Annotated in this window: 16 protein-coding genes; 3 read left to right on the top strand and 13 right to left on the bottom strand. The window is 69.5% G+C overall.

Annotated features, from left to right (window positions below; translation table 11 throughout):
• Positions 1-265: 265 nt before the first annotated feature.
• The 5 genes from ACFYXH_RS41520 to ACFYXH_RS41500 all read right to left on the bottom strand — a co-directional run bounded on the left by ACFYXH_RS41520 (position 266) and on the right by ACFYXH_RS41500 (position 5,942).
• On the bottom strand, positions 266-1,924 hold the full coding sequence (locus ACFYXH_RS41520; protein WP_389574807.1) for a uroporphyrinogen-III synthase: 1,659 nt from the start codon (positions 1,922-1,924) through the stop codon (positions 266-268).
• Positions 1,921-2,880 carry a hydroxymethylbilane synthase gene (hemC, locus tag ACFYXH_RS41515; RefSeq protein ID WP_389574805.1) on the bottom strand — a complete coding sequence of 320 codons (960 nt, stop codon included), beginning with the start codon at positions 2,878-2,880 and terminating at the stop codon, positions 1,921-1,923. Before hemC ends, ACFYXH_RS41520 begins: the two co-directional genes overlap by 4 nt.
• Positions 2,877-4,613 (bottom strand): glutamyl-tRNA reductase, encoded by a 1,737-nt coding sequence (locus ACFYXH_RS41510; RefSeq protein ID WP_389574803.1) that lies wholly within the window; start codon positions 4,611-4,613, stop codon positions 2,877-2,879. Before ACFYXH_RS41510 ends, hemC begins: the two co-directional genes overlap by 4 nt.
• Positions 4,610-5,335 carry a redox-sensing transcriptional repressor Rex gene (locus ACFYXH_RS41505; protein ID WP_327325335.1) on the bottom strand — a complete coding sequence of 242 codons (726 nt, stop codon included), beginning with the start codon at positions 5,333-5,335 and terminating at the stop codon, positions 4,610-4,612. The genes ACFYXH_RS41510 and ACFYXH_RS41505 overlap by 4 nt, the downstream gene beginning before the upstream one ends.
• A 331-nt stretch (positions 5,336-5,666) precedes the next feature.
• Positions 5,667-5,942, bottom strand: coding sequence for a glutaredoxin family protein (locus ACFYXH_RS41500; RefSeq protein WP_327325334.1), 276 nt, complete (start codon positions 5,940-5,942; stop codon positions 5,667-5,669).
• Positions 5,943-6,087: 145 nt separating this feature from the next.
• Between ACFYXH_RS41500 and ACFYXH_RS41495 the strand changes: the two genes are divergently transcribed.
• The 3 genes from ACFYXH_RS41495 to ACFYXH_RS41485 all read left to right on the top strand — a co-directional run bounded on the left by ACFYXH_RS41495 (position 6,088) and on the right by ACFYXH_RS41485 (position 9,642).
• Positions 6,088-7,038 carry an HAD family hydrolase gene (locus ACFYXH_RS41495; RefSeq protein ID WP_389574799.1) on the top strand — a complete coding sequence of 317 codons (951 nt, stop codon included), beginning with the start codon at positions 6,088-6,090 and terminating at the stop codon, positions 7,036-7,038.
• Positions 7,039-7,394: 356 nt separating this feature from the next.
• Positions 7,395-8,243, top strand: coding sequence for an ECF subfamily RNA polymerase sigma factor, BldN family (locus ACFYXH_RS41490; protein WP_389574796.1), 849 nt, complete (start codon positions 7,395-7,397; stop codon positions 8,241-8,243).
• Positions 8,244-8,463: 220 nt separating this feature from the next.
• Entirely contained in the window at positions 8,464-9,642 is a 1,179-nt protein-coding gene (locus ACFYXH_RS41485; protein ID WP_389574793.1) for a DUF5667 domain-containing protein, read from the top strand.
• An 88-nt stretch (positions 9,643-9,730) separates the two neighbouring features.
• Here ACFYXH_RS41485 and ACFYXH_RS41480 read toward each other — a convergent pair whose 3' ends face one another.
• The 8 genes from ACFYXH_RS41480 to ACFYXH_RS41445 all read right to left on the bottom strand — a co-directional run bounded on the left by ACFYXH_RS41480 (position 9,731) and on the right by ACFYXH_RS41445 (position 16,735).
• Entirely contained in the window at positions 9,731-10,804 is a 1,074-nt protein-coding gene (locus tag ACFYXH_RS41480; protein WP_389574790.1) for a lysophospholipid acyltransferase family protein, read from the bottom strand.
• 78 nt (positions 10,805-10,882) lie between these two features.
• Positions 10,883-11,953 carry an NAD-dependent epimerase/dehydratase family protein gene (locus ACFYXH_RS41475; RefSeq protein ID WP_389574787.1) on the bottom strand — a complete coding sequence of 357 codons (1,071 nt, stop codon included), beginning with the start codon at positions 11,951-11,953 and terminating at the stop codon, positions 10,883-10,885.
• Positions 11,954-12,144: 191 nt separating this feature from the next.
• Positions 12,145-12,243, bottom strand: a complete 99-nt coding sequence (locus tag ACFYXH_RS41470; RefSeq protein WP_003948845.1) for a 30S ribosomal protein bS22 — start codon at positions 12,241-12,243, stop codon at positions 12,145-12,147.
• A gap of 122 nt (positions 12,244-12,365) precedes the next feature.
• Positions 12,366-12,578 (bottom strand): helix-turn-helix domain-containing protein, encoded by a 213-nt coding sequence (locus ACFYXH_RS41465; protein WP_014046653.1) that lies wholly within the window; start codon positions 12,576-12,578, stop codon positions 12,366-12,368.
• Between the two features lie 128 nt (positions 12,579-12,706).
• Entirely contained in the window at positions 12,707-13,522 is an 816-nt protein-coding gene (locus ACFYXH_RS41460) for a phosphatase (RefSeq protein ID WP_389574784.1), read from the bottom strand.
• Between the two features lie 160 nt (positions 13,523-13,682).
• Positions 13,683-14,858 carry an acetoin utilization protein AcuC gene (locus ACFYXH_RS41455; protein ID WP_389574781.1) on the bottom strand — a complete coding sequence of 392 codons (1,176 nt, stop codon included), beginning with the start codon at positions 14,856-14,858 and terminating at the stop codon, positions 13,683-13,685.
• Positions 14,809-16,047, bottom strand: a complete 1,239-nt coding sequence (locus ACFYXH_RS41450) for an MFS transporter (protein WP_389574778.1) — start codon at positions 16,045-16,047, stop codon at positions 14,809-14,811. The genes ACFYXH_RS41455 and ACFYXH_RS41450 overlap by 50 nt, the downstream gene beginning before the upstream one ends.
• A gap of 43 nt (positions 16,048-16,090) precedes the next feature.
• The gene (locus ACFYXH_RS41445) at positions 16,091-16,735 is read right to left on the bottom strand and encodes an HAD family hydrolase (RefSeq protein ID WP_389574774.1); all 645 of its coding nucleotides are present in this window, start codon (positions 16,733-16,735) and stop codon (positions 16,091-16,093) included.
• Positions 16,736-16,842: the final 107 nt, after the last annotated feature.

Raw genomic sequence — 16,842 nt, 5'->3', positions numbered from 1 at the left:
AACGAATCCTTACCACTCACTCGGGGCACGGCACCCCCGGGGGGGGGTCCGCGATTCCCCACGGGGGTACGGGCCGGGGCGGCCCCCCGGCCGGGGCTCCGCCCCGGCCCCCGCGCCTCAAGCATGTCCGGGAAACCCAGCCCGTCCGGCGATTGAGGACACGGCCGAAGGCCGTACCGGGGTCTGGGGGCTTGCCCCCAGTTACGGGAAGGGGCGGGGTGGGGAAACGCCCCGAAGGCGACCCGCACCCCGCCCCCGCACCGAACTACGTCGTACGACGCCTGCGACCGCCAGGACGCCGCTCGCTCGGACGCGTCACATGCTCGCCCGCCTCCACCGCCGCCGCCCGGCGCCGTGCGCCGAACTCCGCCAGCGCCTCCGCCAGCTTGTGCACCGACGGCTCCGGCGACAGCACGTCCACCCGCAGCCCGTGCTCCTCCGCCGTCTTGGCGGTCGCCGGACCGATGCACGCGATCACGGTCACGTTGTGCGGCTTGCCGGCTATGCCCACCAGATTCCGCACGGTGCTCGACGACGTGAACAGCACCGCGTCGAACCCACCGCCCTTGATGGCCTCGCGCGTATCCGCCGGCGGCGGCGACGCCCGCACCGTCCGGTACGCGGTCACGTCGTCGACCTCCCAGCCCAGCTCGATGAGGCCCGCCACCAGCGTCTCGGTGGCGATGTCCGCACGCGGCAGGAAGACCCGGTCGATCGGGTCGAAGACCGGGTCGTACGGCGGCCAGTCCTCCAGCAGACCGGCGGCCGACTGCTCCCCGCTCGGCACCAGATCAGGCTTGACACCGAAATCAACCAGCGCGGCAGCGGTCTGCTCGCCCACCGCGGCGACCTTGATCCCCGCGAAAGCGCGCGCGTCGAGCCCGTACTCCTCGAACTTCTCCCGCACCGCCTTCACGGCATTCACGCTCGTGAAAGCGATCCACTCATAGCGGCCCGTCACCAGGCCCTTGACCGCCCGCTCCATCTGCTGGGGCGTCCGCGGCGGCTCGACGGCGATCGTCGGCACCTCGTGCGGCACGGCTCCATAGCTCCGCAGCTGGTCGGAGAGCGAAGCCGCCTGCTCCTTGGTCCGCGGCACGAGCACCTTCCAGCCGAAGAGCGGCTTGGACTCGAACCACGAGAGCTGGTCCCGCTGGGCGGCGGAGCTGCGCTCACCGACCACCGCTATGACCGGCCGGTGCCCCTGCGGGGAGGGCAGCACCTTCGCCTGCTTCAGGACCTGCGCGATCGTCCCCAGCGTCGCGGACCAGGTCCGCTGCCGGGTCGTCGTACCGGCGACAGTCACGGTCAGCGGGGTGTCCGGCTTGCGGCCCGCGGCCACCAGCTCGGCCGCTGCCGCGGCGACCGTCTCCAGCGTCGCGGAGACGACGACCGTGCCGTCGCTCGCGCCGACCTCGGTCCAGCACCGCTCACTCGCGCTACGGGCATCGACGAAACGGACGTCGGCGCCCTGCGCGTCGCGCAGCGGCACACCGGCGTAGGCGGGCACGCCCACCGCCGTGGCGACACCCGGCACGACCTCGAAGGGAATCCCCTCCGCGGCGCACGCGAGCATCTCCTGACCTGCGTTTCCGTCGAGGCCAGGGTCGCCGGAGACTGCGCGGACGACCCGCTTGCCGACCCTTGCGGCCTCCATGACAAGATTGGCCGCATCCCTGAGGACGGGGATCCCGGCGGCTGTTGACGCGTCGTCAACAACCGTCAGTTCAGGCGTGCTTACGCTCGCTCGCGCATGGCTGCGTACCACGTCGAGCACATCTGGCTCGGCGATCAGTACGTCCGCACCCGCGAGCGCCTCGACGGCGCGCAGTGTCAGCAGTCCGGGGTCGCCGGGTCCGGCGCCGAGGAAGGTGACGTGCCCGTGTCCGTGTGCAGGAAGGGCCGGAAGGTTGGTGGGGCTCAACGTGCTCGCTCCCCCATAAGACCGGCCGCACCCTTGGCGAGCATCTCGGACGCGAGTTCGCGACCGAGCGCGACGGCGTCGCTGTGCGACGTGGGTACAGGACCGGTGGTGGACAACTGCACCAGCGTCGAGCCGTCGGTCGTGCCGACGACGCCGCGCAGGCGCATTTCGGTGACAACCTGTCCGTCGGCCAGCAGGTCGGCCAGCGCACCCACAGGTGCGGTGCAGCCGGCCTCCAGGGCGGCGAGCAGGGAACGCTCGGCGGTCACGGCGGCCCGGGTGAACGGGTCGTCGAGCTCGGCGAGTGCGGCGGTGAGGTCCGCGTTGACCGCGGCACACTCGATCGCCAATGCCCCCTGGCCGGGGGCGGGCAGGACGAAGTCGACCGCCAGGAAGTCGGTGACCTCGTCGATCCTGCCGATGCGGTTGAGCCCGGCCGCGGCAAGAACCACCGCGTCGAGCTCCCCGCTCCGTACATATCCGATCCGCGTATCGACATTGCCGCGGATCGGCACAGTCTCGATCGCCATGCCATGGCTGCGCGCGTACGCGTTGAGCTGCGCCATCCTGCGCGGCGAACCGGTGCCGATCCGGGCGCCGTTCGGCAGCCGGTCGAACGTCAGTCCGTCGCGCGCCACCAGCACGTCCCGCGGGTCCTCGCGCAGCGGCACGGCCGCCAGCGCCAGGTCGTCGGGCTGCGCGGTGGGCAGGTCCTTCAGCGAGTGAACGGCGAAGTCGACGTCACCCCGCAGCAGGGCGTCCCGCAATGCGGTGACGAAGACGCCCGTACCGCCGATCTGCGCGAGATGCTCACGGGAGGTGTCCCCGTACGTGGTGATCTCGACAAGCTCGACGGCACGGCCGGTCAACTGGCGCACCGCCTGAGCCACTTGCCCGGACTGGGCCATGGCCAGCTTGCTGCGCCTGGTCCCGAGCCTCAGTGCCCTCTCGGTCATACTCGCCCTCGGTTCTTGACGTCGGCGTCATTCAGGTCGGCCCGGCTGACGGAGGCGACCGTCTCCGGGTCGAGGTCGAAGAGTGTCCGCAGCGCGTCCGCGTACCCGGCACCGCCGGGCTCGCTGGCCAGCTGCTTCACCCGCACGGTGGGCGCGTGCAGGAGCTTGTCGACGACGCGGCGCACGGTCTGGGTGATCTCGGCGCGCTCCTTGTCGTCCAGGTCGGGGAGGCGGCCCTCGAGCCGAGCGACCTCGCCGGCGACGACATCGGCGGCCATGGTGCGCAGAGCGACGACGGTCGGAGTGATGTGCGCGGCGCGCTGGGCGGCGCCGAAGGCGGCCACCTCGTCGGAGACGATGCCGCGCACCTGGTCCACGTCGGCGGCCATCGGGGCGTCGGCGGAGGCCTCGGCGAGCGACTCGATGTCGACGAGCCGTACGCCGGCGAGCCGGTGGACGGCACCGTCGATGTCACGGGGCATGGCGAGGTCGAGCAGCGCGAGCCGGACGGGCGCGGTGGCTGTGGCGCCGCGCGCGTGCACGGCTCCGGCGACCCGGGTGCCCCGGGGCGCGTTGTCGACCCACGCCTGGTGCTGCGCAAGCGCATCGGGCCCGGGCCCGTCGCCGAGCCCGACGGGGCACGCCCCGGCGGCTTCGTCGAGGTCCACCGCGGCGCCGAGGCCGGCCGGACCACCCACGCCCGGCGTATCCGCGCCGACGGGGCCGGCCGGGTCCGTGATCCGGGCGGACTGTTCGCGGTCCGCCGCGTCCGAGCCCCCCGCAGCCGACTTGTCGGCCACGCGGCCGTCGCGCGCCGCGGCCGCGGCAAGACGGGCCACCAGACTGCCGTCCGGCGCCCGCAGGTCGTTACCCGCCACCGGGACCGCCACCGGCACCACGTGCTCCGCGAGCGCCGCGGCAACGGACTCGGCCGTCAGGACCAGACCCGTCGCACCGGTGCAGGACACCGCCACATCGGCACGTGTCAGCTCGTCGGCAACATCGGCCATGGACACGGCGCGCACGGTCACCCCGCCCGGCTCCGTCAGCACCGCGGCCAGTCGCTCCGCGCGCTCCAGCGTCCGGTTGGCGATGACAAGTTCACGTACACCCAGACGCGCCAGCGTCGTCGCGGCGAGCGAGGACATCGAGCCGGCGCCGATGACCAGCACCCGCTTGTCCGCCGCCCATGCCTCGACGGCGGCGCCCGCGGCCAGCTGCTCGAGACCGAAGGTGACGAGCGACTGCCCGGCCCGGTCGATCCCGGTCTCGCTGTGCGCGCGCTTGCCGACGCGAAGCGCCTGCTGGAACAGGTCGTTGATCAGCCGGCCCGCGGTGTGCAGGTCCTGCCCGAGCGCGAGAGCGTCCTTGATCTGCCCGAGGATCTGTCCCTCGCCGACGACCATGGAGTCCAGACCGCAGGCCACCGAGAAGAGGTGGTGTACGGCCCGGTCCTCGTAGTGCACATAGAGATACGGAGTGAGCTCCTCGAGCCCCACCCCGCTGTGCTGTGCGAGCAGGGTCGAGAGCTCGGCGACACCGGCGTGGAACTTGTCCACGTCCGCGTACAGCTCGATGCGGTTACAGGTGGCCAGCACTGCCGCCTCGGCCGCGGGCTCCGCGGCGAGGGTGTCCTGCAACAGCTTGACCTGCGCATCAGCGGACAGCGAGGCCCGCTCCAGCACGCTCACCGGCGCGCTGCGATGGCTCAGCCCGACGACCAGGAGACTCATGCCGGCATCACGGCGGGCATGTCCCCGTCGGGTCCCTTCCGGCCTGCGGCCTCGGCTTCCTCGCCGGCCTTCCGCTGCTCGTGGAAGGCGAGGATCTGCAGCTCGATCGAGAGATCGACCTTGCGCACATCGACGCCGTCGGGCACCGAGAGGACGGTGGGGGCGAAGTTGAGGATCGAGGTGACACCGGCCGCGATCAGCCGCTCGCACACCTGCTGCGCGGCGCCGGCGGGCGTCGAGATGACACCGATCGACACTCCGTTGTCACTGATGATCTTCTCGAGCTCGTCCGTGTGCTGGACGGGCATCCCGGCGACCGGCTTCCCGGCCATCTCCGGGTCGGCGTCGATCAGCGCGGCGACCCGGAAACCCCGGGAGGCGAAACCGCCGTAGTTGGCGAGCGCGGCCCCGAGGTTACCGATACCGACGATGACCACGGGCCAGTCCTGCGTCAGACCGAGCTCGCGCGAGATCTGGTAGACGAGGTACTCGACGTCGTAGCCGACACCGCGCGTCCCGTAGGAGCCCAGGTAGGAGAAGTCCTTGCGCAGCTTCGCGGAGTTGACTCCGGCGGCGGCGGCGAGTTCCTCCGACGAGACCGTGGGGACGGACCGCTCGGACAGCGCGGTCAGGGCGCGCAGGTACAGCGGAAGTCGGGCGACGGTGGCCTCGGGGATTCCTCGGCTACGGGTCGCCGGTCGGTGATTTCGGCCAGTTGCCACGGTGCTCCTGCGGGATGAGCGAGGCTGCAGGCGGCCGTATGACACAGGACCGCCCCGTCGAATGCAGGCTATGTCTTTGTGAACGCGTGCACAAAGATGGTGTCCGTTTTGTCCGTGCAAAGTGACCGGGGTCACGCCATCCGATCGCGCGACCCTGGAACCGCGGACCGCACCGGTCCGTTGAACGCCCGAACGGGGCAAAGCCGTACACACTCCTCACGAATACGCCCCCGAGACCGCTTACTGTGCCCTGTCCGCATCGCGTCCCGATAGAGCCGGGACCGCGTCGGAAAGCACGAGCAAAACGACCCGATGGTATCCGGCGTCGCAGTTACGCCCCCAGTGCGCGGCGCAGTCGTCCCGCATCCACGCGCCAGAAGGTGTGCTGCTCGCCGTCGACCAGGACGACCGGAATCTGCTCCCAGTACGCCCGGTGCAGCGCCTCGTCCTGGGTGATGTCCTTCTCCTCCCAGGACGCGCCGGTCTCGGTACACACCTCCTGGACCACGGCCCGCGCGTCGTCGCAGAGGTGACACCCGGGCTTCCCGATCAGCGTCACCACCCGCTCGCCGGCCTTCTTCTTCGTTCGTCGCAACACAGGACTCATGTGCCCATTCTCCGCCCGCGCCGGAGAGATACGGCACGCGTCCCGTACGCCCGAATCGCCTGTTTAACGGGCTGGTCGCGGAGAGTTCACGTCAACGCATCCCGGGGGGTCGGGAAGTACCGAACAGACTGGCTATGCTCACGACATGGCCGCACTGGGATGGCTCACCCCCCGTAGGCGCTCCGCCACCGCGCGGAGCGTGCTCGCAGGCGAGGCAGCAGCCGAGGCAGCGCGCAAGTCGTCGCAGCAGTTCGAGGCGCTCGAGGCACTCGAAGCGCAGGACGACACTGCCCCGACCGCCGAACCGGATTTCCCCGTCGCCGGGGACGACCGGGCCGCCGCCTTCTTCGACCTCGACAACACCGTGATGCAGGGCGCCGCGATCTTCCACTTCGGCCGCGGCCTATACAAACGGAAGTTCTTCCAGCGCCGTGAACTGGCCCGGTTCGCCTGGCAGCAGACCTGGTTCCGGCTCGCCGGAGTCGAGGATCCGGAACATATGCAGGACGTCCGCGAGTCCGCCCTGTCCATCGTGAAGGGCCACCGCGTCTCCGAGCTGATGTCGATCGGCGAGGAGATCTACGACGAGTACATGGCCGACCGCATCTGGCCCGGCACCCGGGCTCTCGCCCAGGCCCACCTCGACGCCGGGCAGAAGGTCTGGCTGGTGACCGCGGCCCCCGTCGAGACCGCGACGATCATCGCCCGCCGCCTCGGCCTGACCGGCGCGCTGGGCACTGTCGCCGAGTCCCTCGACGGCGTGTACACCGGAAAGCTCGTGGGCGAGCCGCTGCACGGCCCCGCAAAGGCCGAGGCCGTACGCGCGCTGGCCGCCGCCGAGGGCCTGGACCTGACCCGCTGCGCGGCGTACAGCGACTCGCACAACGACATCCCGATGCTGTCACTGGTGGGGCATCCGTACGCGATCAACCCGGACACCAAGCTCCGCAAGTACGCGCGAGCGCGTGAGTGGCGGCTGCGCGACTACCGGACGGGCCGCAAGGCCGCCAAGGTCGGCATCCCGGCGGCAGCCGGTGTGGGCGCCATCGCGGGCGGCACCGCGGCCGCGGTCGCCCTGCACCGCCGCCGCCGTTGACGCAGGGCTCGCAGGCCGCCGCTCCGACTCGTACGGCGACGACAGCGCATTCCGCGGGCAATCCTGCCTCTTACCCCTGGGCGCTCCCGCCAGTCCTGTTGCCGCGTGTCGGGCACAATCCACCGCGCGACACGACAGATCACGAAGCAATTCGATCAACAAGTGCTCACAATATGCGACTTGATCCGTCGTCTAGGCGTAACAGAAGCGACGGAAACGACGATTTGAGCAACTGGGTGTAGCAACGCCTGTACGAAGCGTTATTCTCCTCAGACGCATGACGGACCCCACCAGTCCCCACGACGGGTGAAAGGTCCCGCACTGCACGTGATGGAAGCTCTGCCTCTGGGAGTCCCGTGTACCCACACGTCGGGGTTGACGCCTCGGGCCTGGCTACGCTGCGCGCAGCGGTCCTCGACCACTTGCGCGGCTTCGTCCCCACCGCGTACGCCGTCCCCGCATTCGCCATGCCCCGCCTTGCCGCAAGCGGCCCGGCCGCCCCCTGCTACGCCCTGGCCGACGGCATCGAGAAGGTGCCGGGGCGCAGCGCCGTCGTTGAGGGGCGGCGGTCGGGCGACGGGCGCGAGGTCGGCAGACGGGGCAGCCGGGGCGCCACCGGCTCCTCGACCACCGCCCGTCGGCCCAGCGCCGACAGCGACAGCGCCCGCATGATGGACCTGGTCGAGCGCGCCCAGGCGGGCGAGGCCGACGCCTTCGGCCGCCTCTACGACCAGTACAGCGACACCGTCTACCGCTACATCTACTACCGCGTGGGCGGAAAGGCGACGGCGGAGGACCTCACCAGCGAGACCTTCCTGCGCGCCCTGCGCCGTATCTCCACCTTCACCTGGCAGGGCCGCGACTTCGGCGCCTGGCTGGTCACGATCGCCCGCAATCTGGTGGCCGATCACTTCAAGTCCAGCCGCTTCCGGCTGGAAGTCACCACCGGAGAGATGCTCGACGCCAATGAGGTCGAGCGCAGCCCGGAGGACTCGGTCCTCGAGTCCCTGTCGAATGCCGCACTGCTGGACGCGGTCCGCAAGCTCAACCCTCAGCAGCAGGAATGCGTGACCCTGCGCTTCCTGCAGGGACTCTCGGTCGCCGAGACGGCCAGGGTGATGGGCAAGAACGAGGGCGCGATCAAGACCCTCCAGTACCGGGCGGTGCGCACACTGGCCCGGCTCCTCCCCGACGACGCCCGCTGACCGTCCCCCAACTCACCATCGGTGACGCCTCGATGACGCACTGGTCACATCATCCTTCGTGCGTAACCCAAGTGCCGCGACGCTCGTTGTTCGGGATGCAGGCTCCCTGTGGTCACGCCATGCCCACAGCCACTCACTCGATCGTGTGGATGTGTTCAAGGCGTGCAACCATCCGGACCCCCAGGGGAGTCGATCGTCATGACGAGAGGAGGTGCCGCCAGTGATCGCGAACGTTTCGGCGCGCCGGCGGGCGAACGCCTTCGCCCAGGCTTTGGAAGATCAGGCGGTCGAGCAGCCCGAAGAGTCGGTCGAACCGACCGAGCACGGACGGCTGTTGGCTCTGGCGAACGGACTCGGCGAGCTGCCGAAACCGGAGATGGACCCCGAGGTCAAAGTGGTGCAGCGAGCACAGCTCGTGGCCGCCATGGAAGAGATGTTCGCCGCGGGGGGTGCGTCCGCGGGCCCTACGGTGCCCGAGCAGCGGACAGCCGGCCGCGGCGCCCATCGGGCCTCCCCGCTCCGGAAAATGCGACCACGTTCCCGCTGGTCCAAGGGCCTCGCAGCCGGTGGTCTCACCGTCGGTGTGGCCGCGGGAGCCTTCAGCGGAGTGGCCGCTGCCAGCTCCGACGCCCTTCCCGGTGACTCGCTGTACGGGCTGAAGCGTGGCATGGAAGATTTCAAGCTCGGCATGGCGGACGACGACTCCGACCGCGGCGGGCTCTACCTCGACCATGCCTCCACCCGTCTCAGCGAGGCTCGCCGACTGATGGAACGCGGCCGGGCGGGCGCCATGGACCACGAGTCGCTGGGCGAGGTCCGCCGCGCGCTCAACGGCATGAGACACGACGCCACCGAGGGCCACCGCCTGCTCCACGAGGCGTACGAGAGAGACGGCTCCCTCGGCCCGATGGCGAGGCTCGATTCGTTCTCCCGGTCCCACCGCGACGCCTGGAACGGGCTCCGCGACCGGCTGCCCGCCCAGCTGACCGACGTCGGCGACGAAGTGAGCTCTGTCTTCGACGCCATAGACCAGGAGGTCGGCCCGCTGGAGACGCTGCTGCCACGCGCCCCGGAAAAGGGCGGCCGCGGCTCCCAGCGCCCCGGCGCCACCCAGGGCTCCAGCAACAGCTGGGGCCCGGGCCGTACGACACCGTCCTCACCGGCGACCGGCGACGGCCGTACGGGAGACAGCGGCAATCCTCATCCGTCCGGTTCGGGCAGCACGGCGGACGACGGCCTGCTCGGCGGGAACACGGGTGGCCTGTTCGAGCACCCGTCGAGCGGCACCACACCGTCCCCGACGGGCAACAACTCCACACAGCCGACGCCGGACGTCACGATCCCGCCGCTGCTGCCGGGGATCCTGCCGGGCCTCGGGCTCGACAGCGAGGACGATTAGCAGGCCGGCACGTACGAAGGTGGGCACCCCTTCCCAGGGGTGCCCACCTTCGTACGTCCAGCTGATACGTATCTTCAGAAGAACCGGGTCAGAAGAACACAGACCGGCGCTGCACCAGCAGCTTGTACAGCGTGTGCTGAATCTGCTCCCGTACCTGATCCGTCAGATTGAACATCAGCATCGGGTCCTCCGCCGCCTCCGGCGGAAACCCGTCCGTCGGGATCGGCTCGCCGAACTGGATCGTCCACTTCGTCGGCAACGGCACCGCGCCCAGCGGCCCCAGCCACGGAAACGTCGGCGTGATCGGGAAGTACGGGAACCCGAGCAGCCGCGCCAGCGTCTTCGCGTTGCCGATCATCGGGTATATCTCCTCGGCCCCGACGATCGAGCACGGCACGATCGGCGCCCCTGCCCGCAGCGCCGTCGACACGAACCCGCCCCGCCCGAACCGCTGAAGCTTGTAACGGTCGCTGAACGGCTTGCCGATGCCCTTGAAGCCCTCCGGCATCACGCCGACGACCTCGCCGCGCTGCAGCAGCCGTTCCGCGTCCTCCGCGCACGCCAGGGTGTGCCCGGCCTTGCGGGCCAGTTCGTTGACCACCGGCAGCATGAAGACCAGATCCGCAGCGAGCAGCCGCAGATGCCGGTTGGCCGGATGGTTGTCGTGGACGGCGACCTGCATCATCAGCCCGTCCAGCGGAAGCGTTCCGGAGTGGTTGGCCACCACCAGCGCCCCGCCCTCGGACGGGATGTTCTCGATGCCCTTCACCTCGACCCGGAAGTACTTCTCGTACAGCGGCCGGACCATCGACATCAGGACCTGGTCGGTGAGCTCCTTGTCGTAACCGAACTCGTCGACCTCGTAGTCACCGGTGACACGCCGACGCAGAAACGCCAGGCCGCCGGCGATCCGCCGCTCCCAGCCGCCTCCGGCCGCCGGCTCTTGGCTCGGGAGAGGCTCCTGGCCCGCCTCGGCGGCCCGCGCCGATCCCCGGCGCTCCCCGTCCTTCTGCTGCCCCGGCAGCGGGCTGACCGGAACCTCGCGCACCGCCGCGGGCTCGGCCTTCCGGCGGTTGCCCCCTGCGGGGCGCCGCCGCGCCGAGCGCTGCGCGCTGCCGCGCGAACGGTCGTCGTCGAACGGAATGACCTTGGCGTCCGCCATCGTTGGCTGCGCTCCTTATTCGGCGTCGCTCTGAGTCGTCTTCATGGTCGTCCTACTCGATCGAGTTGATCGATCGCCTTAGTCCCTCGCCCTGCCCGCGGCCGTCGTGCTCGTACTGCCTGCCAACGGCAGTACCGCGGCCACCTGGTCCACAGCCCTGGCGAGCGCGTCCGGCGGCAGCAGCCCCGGCCCGCGGCTGCGCGCGAAGTCCGCGAAGGTCTCCGCTGTTGTGTACTTCGGCACGAACCCGAGTGTGTCGCGCATCTGAGTGGTGCTCACCACCCGGCCGTGTGTGAGCAGCCGGATCTGTTCGGGCGAGAAGTCCGTGATGCCGATCGTACGCAGCGCGGAGCCGACCCAGGTGACCGCAGGCAGCAGAATCGGCATCGTTGGCCGCCCCAGCCGCCGAGAACACTGCGAGAGCAGCAGTACGCCATCACCCGCGACATTGAACGTGCCGCTGTTGAGCGTGCCGCGCCGCGGCTCGTGCAGGGCGATCCGCAGCACATCGATCACATCGTCCTCGTGGACGAACTGCAGCCGCGGGTCGTAGCCGAAGACGGTCGGCATGACGGGCAGCGAGAAGAACTCGGCGAGCGGAGAGTCGGCGCACGGCCCGAGGATGTTCGCGAAGCGCAGTACGCACACGGCCACATCCGGCCGCCGCCGTGCGAAGCCCCGTACGTACCCCTCGACCTCGACCGTGTCCTTGGCGAACCCACCGCTCGGCAGCGACTTGGGCGGCGTGGTCTCGTTGAAGACCGCCGGGTCGCGGGGCGCGGAGCCGTACACACTCGTACTGGACTTGATGACCAGCCGCTTCACGGTCGGCGACTTCTGGCAGGCACCGAGCAACTGCATGGTGCCGATGACATTGGTTTCCTTCACCGTCGCACGGCCGCCGGTGCCCAGCGGCGTACCGGTGACATCCATGTGCACGACGGTGTCGACGGCATGCTCGGCAAGCACGCGCGCAATGGCGGGCTGGCGGATATCAGCACGGACGAAATCGGCCCCGCCAAGATGATGCTCGGGCCCCACCGCATCGACCCCGATCACCCGGTCCACCTCGGGATCCCGCTGGATACGCCGAACGAGTCGGCCTCCGAGCTGCCGGGCCACTCCGGTGACGAGCACGACCTTCCCCAAGATCAGCGCCTTCCTTAGGTCCGCAGGTCCGCCTAGGTCCACTCTTAAGCGTCACCGTAGCGGTTACGTGTTGCGCTGTGATGACCGCACGGCGCTCTTTTGCCACGACCGCTCCTTTGGCCACCCGGAAACGCACCGCGGCCCTCCCACCGTGCAGGTGGAAGGGCCGCAGAAACACGTACAGCGATCGCTTACTTCTTGTTGCGACGCTGAACGCGGGTGCGCTTGAGCAGCTTGCGGTGCTTCTTCTTGGCCATCCGCTTACGCCGCTTCTTGATAACAGAGCCCACGACTACCCTCGCTCACTTCTCTTCACTCGGTGCGGGGCGTCTGGGCCCACACGACCTACGTCGGCCTAGCCTACCTGCCGCCGAGTGAGGGACGTAATCCGAGGGGATTCGCCCGGCTCCGGCTACGCGGATTCCACCCCCACGAATGATTCGCGGAGATACTCGTGAACCGCTTGCTCCGGCACCCGGAAGGACCTGCCCACCCGGATCGCCGGCAGATGACCACTGTGTACCAAGCGATACACGGTCATCTTCGACACTCGCATCACCGAGGCGACTTCCGCCACGGTGAGAAACTTGACCTCATTGAGAGGCCTCTCGCTGCCAGCAGCCATGACCCACCTGTACCTTCCGCACCCGACGCGCACCGGCTTCCCCTCCGGTGACTCTTCGTCGCTGTGCGCTCACTCCCCAGACTAGGGGCGTGTGGTGCGAGTGGGGAAGAGGAGCAGCCATCGGCCGCCTACTGTGACAGACACGCTCGATTGAGTACATAGCGAGTAAGCGGTCGGTAGTAATCAGACCGCACTGCGTCATCAAGCGGAACGACGACGGACACGCGCCCCTCGGCCTCGCCGACAAAGAGGGCAGGGTCGTCCGTATCCGCCAGGCCGATGGCCTCAATCCCCAGCTGACCTGCCCCGCAGACCCAGCCGTGGTCCCCGACCACCAGCTCGGGCAGCGGCCCGCCACCCTCCATCGCACCCTCCAGGGCGACCCGAACCGGGAGCGGTGAATGGGTATGTGCGCCGGTCGCACTCCCGGCACCCCGAGCGCCGGGTTCCCGCACCAGCGCGACTCCTCGTACGTAGTCAAGGTTGTACGTGCGTACCCCGAACCGGGTCGTTATGTCGACACATCGCCCCTGCGCGGGGGTGAGTACGAGGCAACCTGCCGCCGACAAAGCGTCTGCCAGCCCGGCGTAGAACCCGAGAAGCCGATGCGGATGCCCGGTCCCGAGCATCACGGGCGCCCGCCGCGCGGCCACCTCCCTCAGCCGTTCGGCAAACGCGGCGAGCCCGCCCAACGTCCGCTCCGGATCGATGACATCGGGCCCGGTGACATGCTCGGGATCACCGGAAACCCCACACTTGTCAGCCATCAGCGCGATCAAATCCCGCTCGCTCCAGGCCCATTCGGGATCAAGCCCGAGCGTCACCCGGGGATCTCTGGCGGCGAAGAGCCGATAGCTGCGCAGACTCGCTTCCCGCGATGTGGCCACGGTCCCGGCCAACCGGGCCGCCAGCAGATGCGCCCGCAGCGCTCCGGTGCTCAACACTCTGTCGATGCTCCCGCACCGGTACTGATCCCGGACCAAAAGCCCGGATACCACCCACAGTTGGCGTAATAGCTGCATGGCCGCACGGCGCGGTGCTATGACCCGCGCCCCGGTCCTGCCCCAACACCCCGGTCCGGTACCCGAGACGCCGCGCCGCCCCCTACGCCAACAAGCCCCGCAACGGAAACGCCGCCCGCCGCGTAGCCAGCACCGCCTGGTCCAGCCGATCCGCCGGGTCGTACCCCTCCTCCCACTCCCGCCACACCGGCTCCCGCCCGTCCGTCATCCGCCCGGGCGCCACCCGCCGTGTCCGCGCATACACCTCATCCCGCCACGACGACGGAATCACCGACTCTGGATCCACCGGAGCATGCGCCGCGATCCCCACCAGATGCGTCCACGACCTCGGTACGACATCCACCACCTCGTAACCACCGCCCCCCAGCGCCACCCAGCGACCGCCCTCCACGTACTGGTGCGTCAGGGCATGACATGACGCCTGTACCGCCCGCTGCGCATCCAGCGACACCGCCAGATGCGCCAGTGGATCCTCGAAGTGCGTATCCGCCCCGTGCTGCGTCACCAGCACCTGCGGCCGGAAGTCCGCCAGCAGCTCCGGCACCACCGCATGAAAGGCCCGCAGCCAGCCCGCGTCACCCGTCCCCGCCGGCAGCGCCACATTCACCGCACTGCCCTCGCCCGCCCCGGCTGCCCCGGTCTCCTGCGGCCACCCGGTCTGCGGAAACAGCGTGGACGGATGCTCGTGCAGCGACACCGTCAGCACCCGCGGGTCCTCCCAGAACGCCGCCTGGACCCCGTCCCCGTGATGCACATCGACATCCACGTACGCGACCCGCTCCGCGCCCAGCTCCAGCAACCGGGCAATGGCCAGCGCCGCGTCGTTGTAAATACAGAACCCGGAAGCCGACCCCGGCATCGCATGGTGCAGCCCGCCCGCGAAGTTCACCGCATGCTCGGCCTCACCCCGCCACACCGCCTCCGCGGCCCCCACCGACTGCCCGGCGATCAGCGCCGACGCCTCATGCATTCCTGCGAAGGCCGGATCATCCATCGTCCCCAGCCCGTACGACTGATCGGCCGCCCGAGGGTTGAGAGACGCGGCCCGAACCGCCGCCACATAGTCCTCGCGGTGTACGAGTCTGAGCGTCGAGTCCCCCGCGGGCTTCGCCGCCACCACATCCACCGCACGATCCAGTCCGTACGCCCGCACCAACCCCATGGTCAGCGCAAGCCGCACCGGATCCATCGGATGGCCGTCCCCGAAGTCATACTTCGTTACCGCCTCGTCCCACATCAACAACCCGCGGCCGCTCATGCACGCCACCGTACCGGGCGGTATCCGCCCCGAACGATCTGACGTACCACAACGTCACCAGCACCAACACCATCGGCACGACCATCGCCCACCGATAGCTCCACGCATCGCCGAGCGCGCCCACCAACGGTGACCCGATCAAGAACCCCACATAGTTGAAGACATTCAGCCGCGCCACCGCCGCGTCACTCGCCCCCGGGAACAACCGCCCCGCCGCCGCGAATGTCTGCGGCACGATCACACACAGCCCGAGCCCCAGCATGGTGAACCCGAGCATCCCCACCCAGGCCCCCGGTGCCACGGCCACCACTCCGAACCCGGCCGCGGCCAGCACCGTCCCGCACCGCACGACCGCCACCGTCCCGAACCGCCGCACGCCGAGATCCCCGACGGCCCGGCCCAGCAGCGTGGTGACCATATAGGCGTTGTACGGAACGGTCGCGAGCTCCTCCGAGCTCCCCAGCACGTCCTGCAGGTACTTCGCGCTCCAATTCGAGACGGTCGAGTCCCCGATGTAAGCGAAGGTCATCACCAGACAGAGCGGCAGCAGCAGCTTGAAAGCGCCCGCCTGCCACTCCCCCGCGCCCTTCTCCGCGTCCCCACCCTTCTCCGAGTCCCGCTCGGCCCGTTCCCCGTCCGCGTACCACCGACTTCCGACCAGCGCCGTCGGCAACAGCACCAGCACCACAGGCAGATACGACATGAGCAGCGACAGGTCCCAGTGCGCGCCGACCCAAGCGAGCGAGGCACCCGCGATCCCGCCGAGGCTGTACGCGGCGTGGAAGCCGAGCATGATGCTGCGCCCGTACGCCCGCTGCAGGCTGACCCCGAGCATGTTCATGGACGCGTCCAGCGCGCCCACCGCCAGCCCGAACCCGCCCAGCGCGACGGCCACTTGCCATATCTCGCTACCGGCCGCCACTCCGAGGAGCGCCAGCAGCACCATGGGCTGAGCCCATCGGAGCACCGCACTCGGCGCAACCCGCTTCACCAGCCGCTCGGTGATCACGCTCGCCACACCGGCGAGGATCGGCACTGCGGCCAGGAAGGCGGGCAGCAGGCCGTCGGATATCCCGTATCGGTCCTGGATGGCGGGGATACGCGTCACGAGCAGGGCGAAGGCCACCCCCTGCGCGAAGAAGCTCAACGCCAAGGAGGCCCGCCCGTGCCGCAAACGCGCATCTGTCATGGCCGCACAGCGTAGGCCGCCGATCTACCCATGGGTAGATCGATCACGCGAGCAATGCAGGCAACTCCGCCATCCCGTCGAAGTACCCCTTGGCCCCATCGAGCTTCTCGGCAGCCGTCATCGCCGTGAACCCGTACACATCTATCCCGGCCGCCCTGGCCGCCGCCACCCCGAGGGGACTGTCCTCCACGACGACGCAACGCTCCGGCGCCACCCCCATCCGCTCAGCGGCGTGGAGGAACAGATCCGGCGCCGGCTTCCCGCGCCCCACATCCTGCGCGCTGAAGACGGTGGCGTCCTGGAACCACCGGTCCAGCCCGGTCTTCCGATGCCCGACTCGGATCCGCTCATGACTCCCGGAGGAGGCGACGCAGTACGGCACCCCGTCCGCGACCAGCTTTTCCAGCACCTCGGTCACACCGTCGACGGCGACCAACTCCCGCTCGAAAGCGGCAAAGACGCGAGCGTGCAAGGTCTCGTCGAAGTCCGCGGGCAACGCCTGCCCGGTCCGCTCCCGCACAAGGTCGTGCACACGGTGCACAGCGGCGCCCATGTAGTCACGGAGGGAGTCCTCGTACGAGGTGGGATGCCCGAGTTCGGTGAGATAGCCGGCCAGGATCGTGTTGGAGATCGGCTCGCTGTCGACGAGCACACCGTCGTTGTCAAAGATGACGAGGTCATAGCGCATACCTTGACCCTAAACGCAGAAAAGCCCCGCACCATGACGGTGCGGGGCTTTCCCACAATGATTGTTCGGCGGCGTCCTACTCTCCCACAGGGTCCCCCCTGCAGTAC

The sequence above is a fragment of the Streptomyces sp. NPDC002730 genome (assembly GCF_042888805.1).
Classification (GTDB): domain Bacteria; phylum Actinomycetota; class Actinomycetes; order Streptomycetales; family Streptomycetaceae; genus Streptomyces.
The sequence above is the reverse complement of the archived record's forward strand: the minus strand, read 5'-3'. Positions and strand labels throughout refer to the sequence as shown.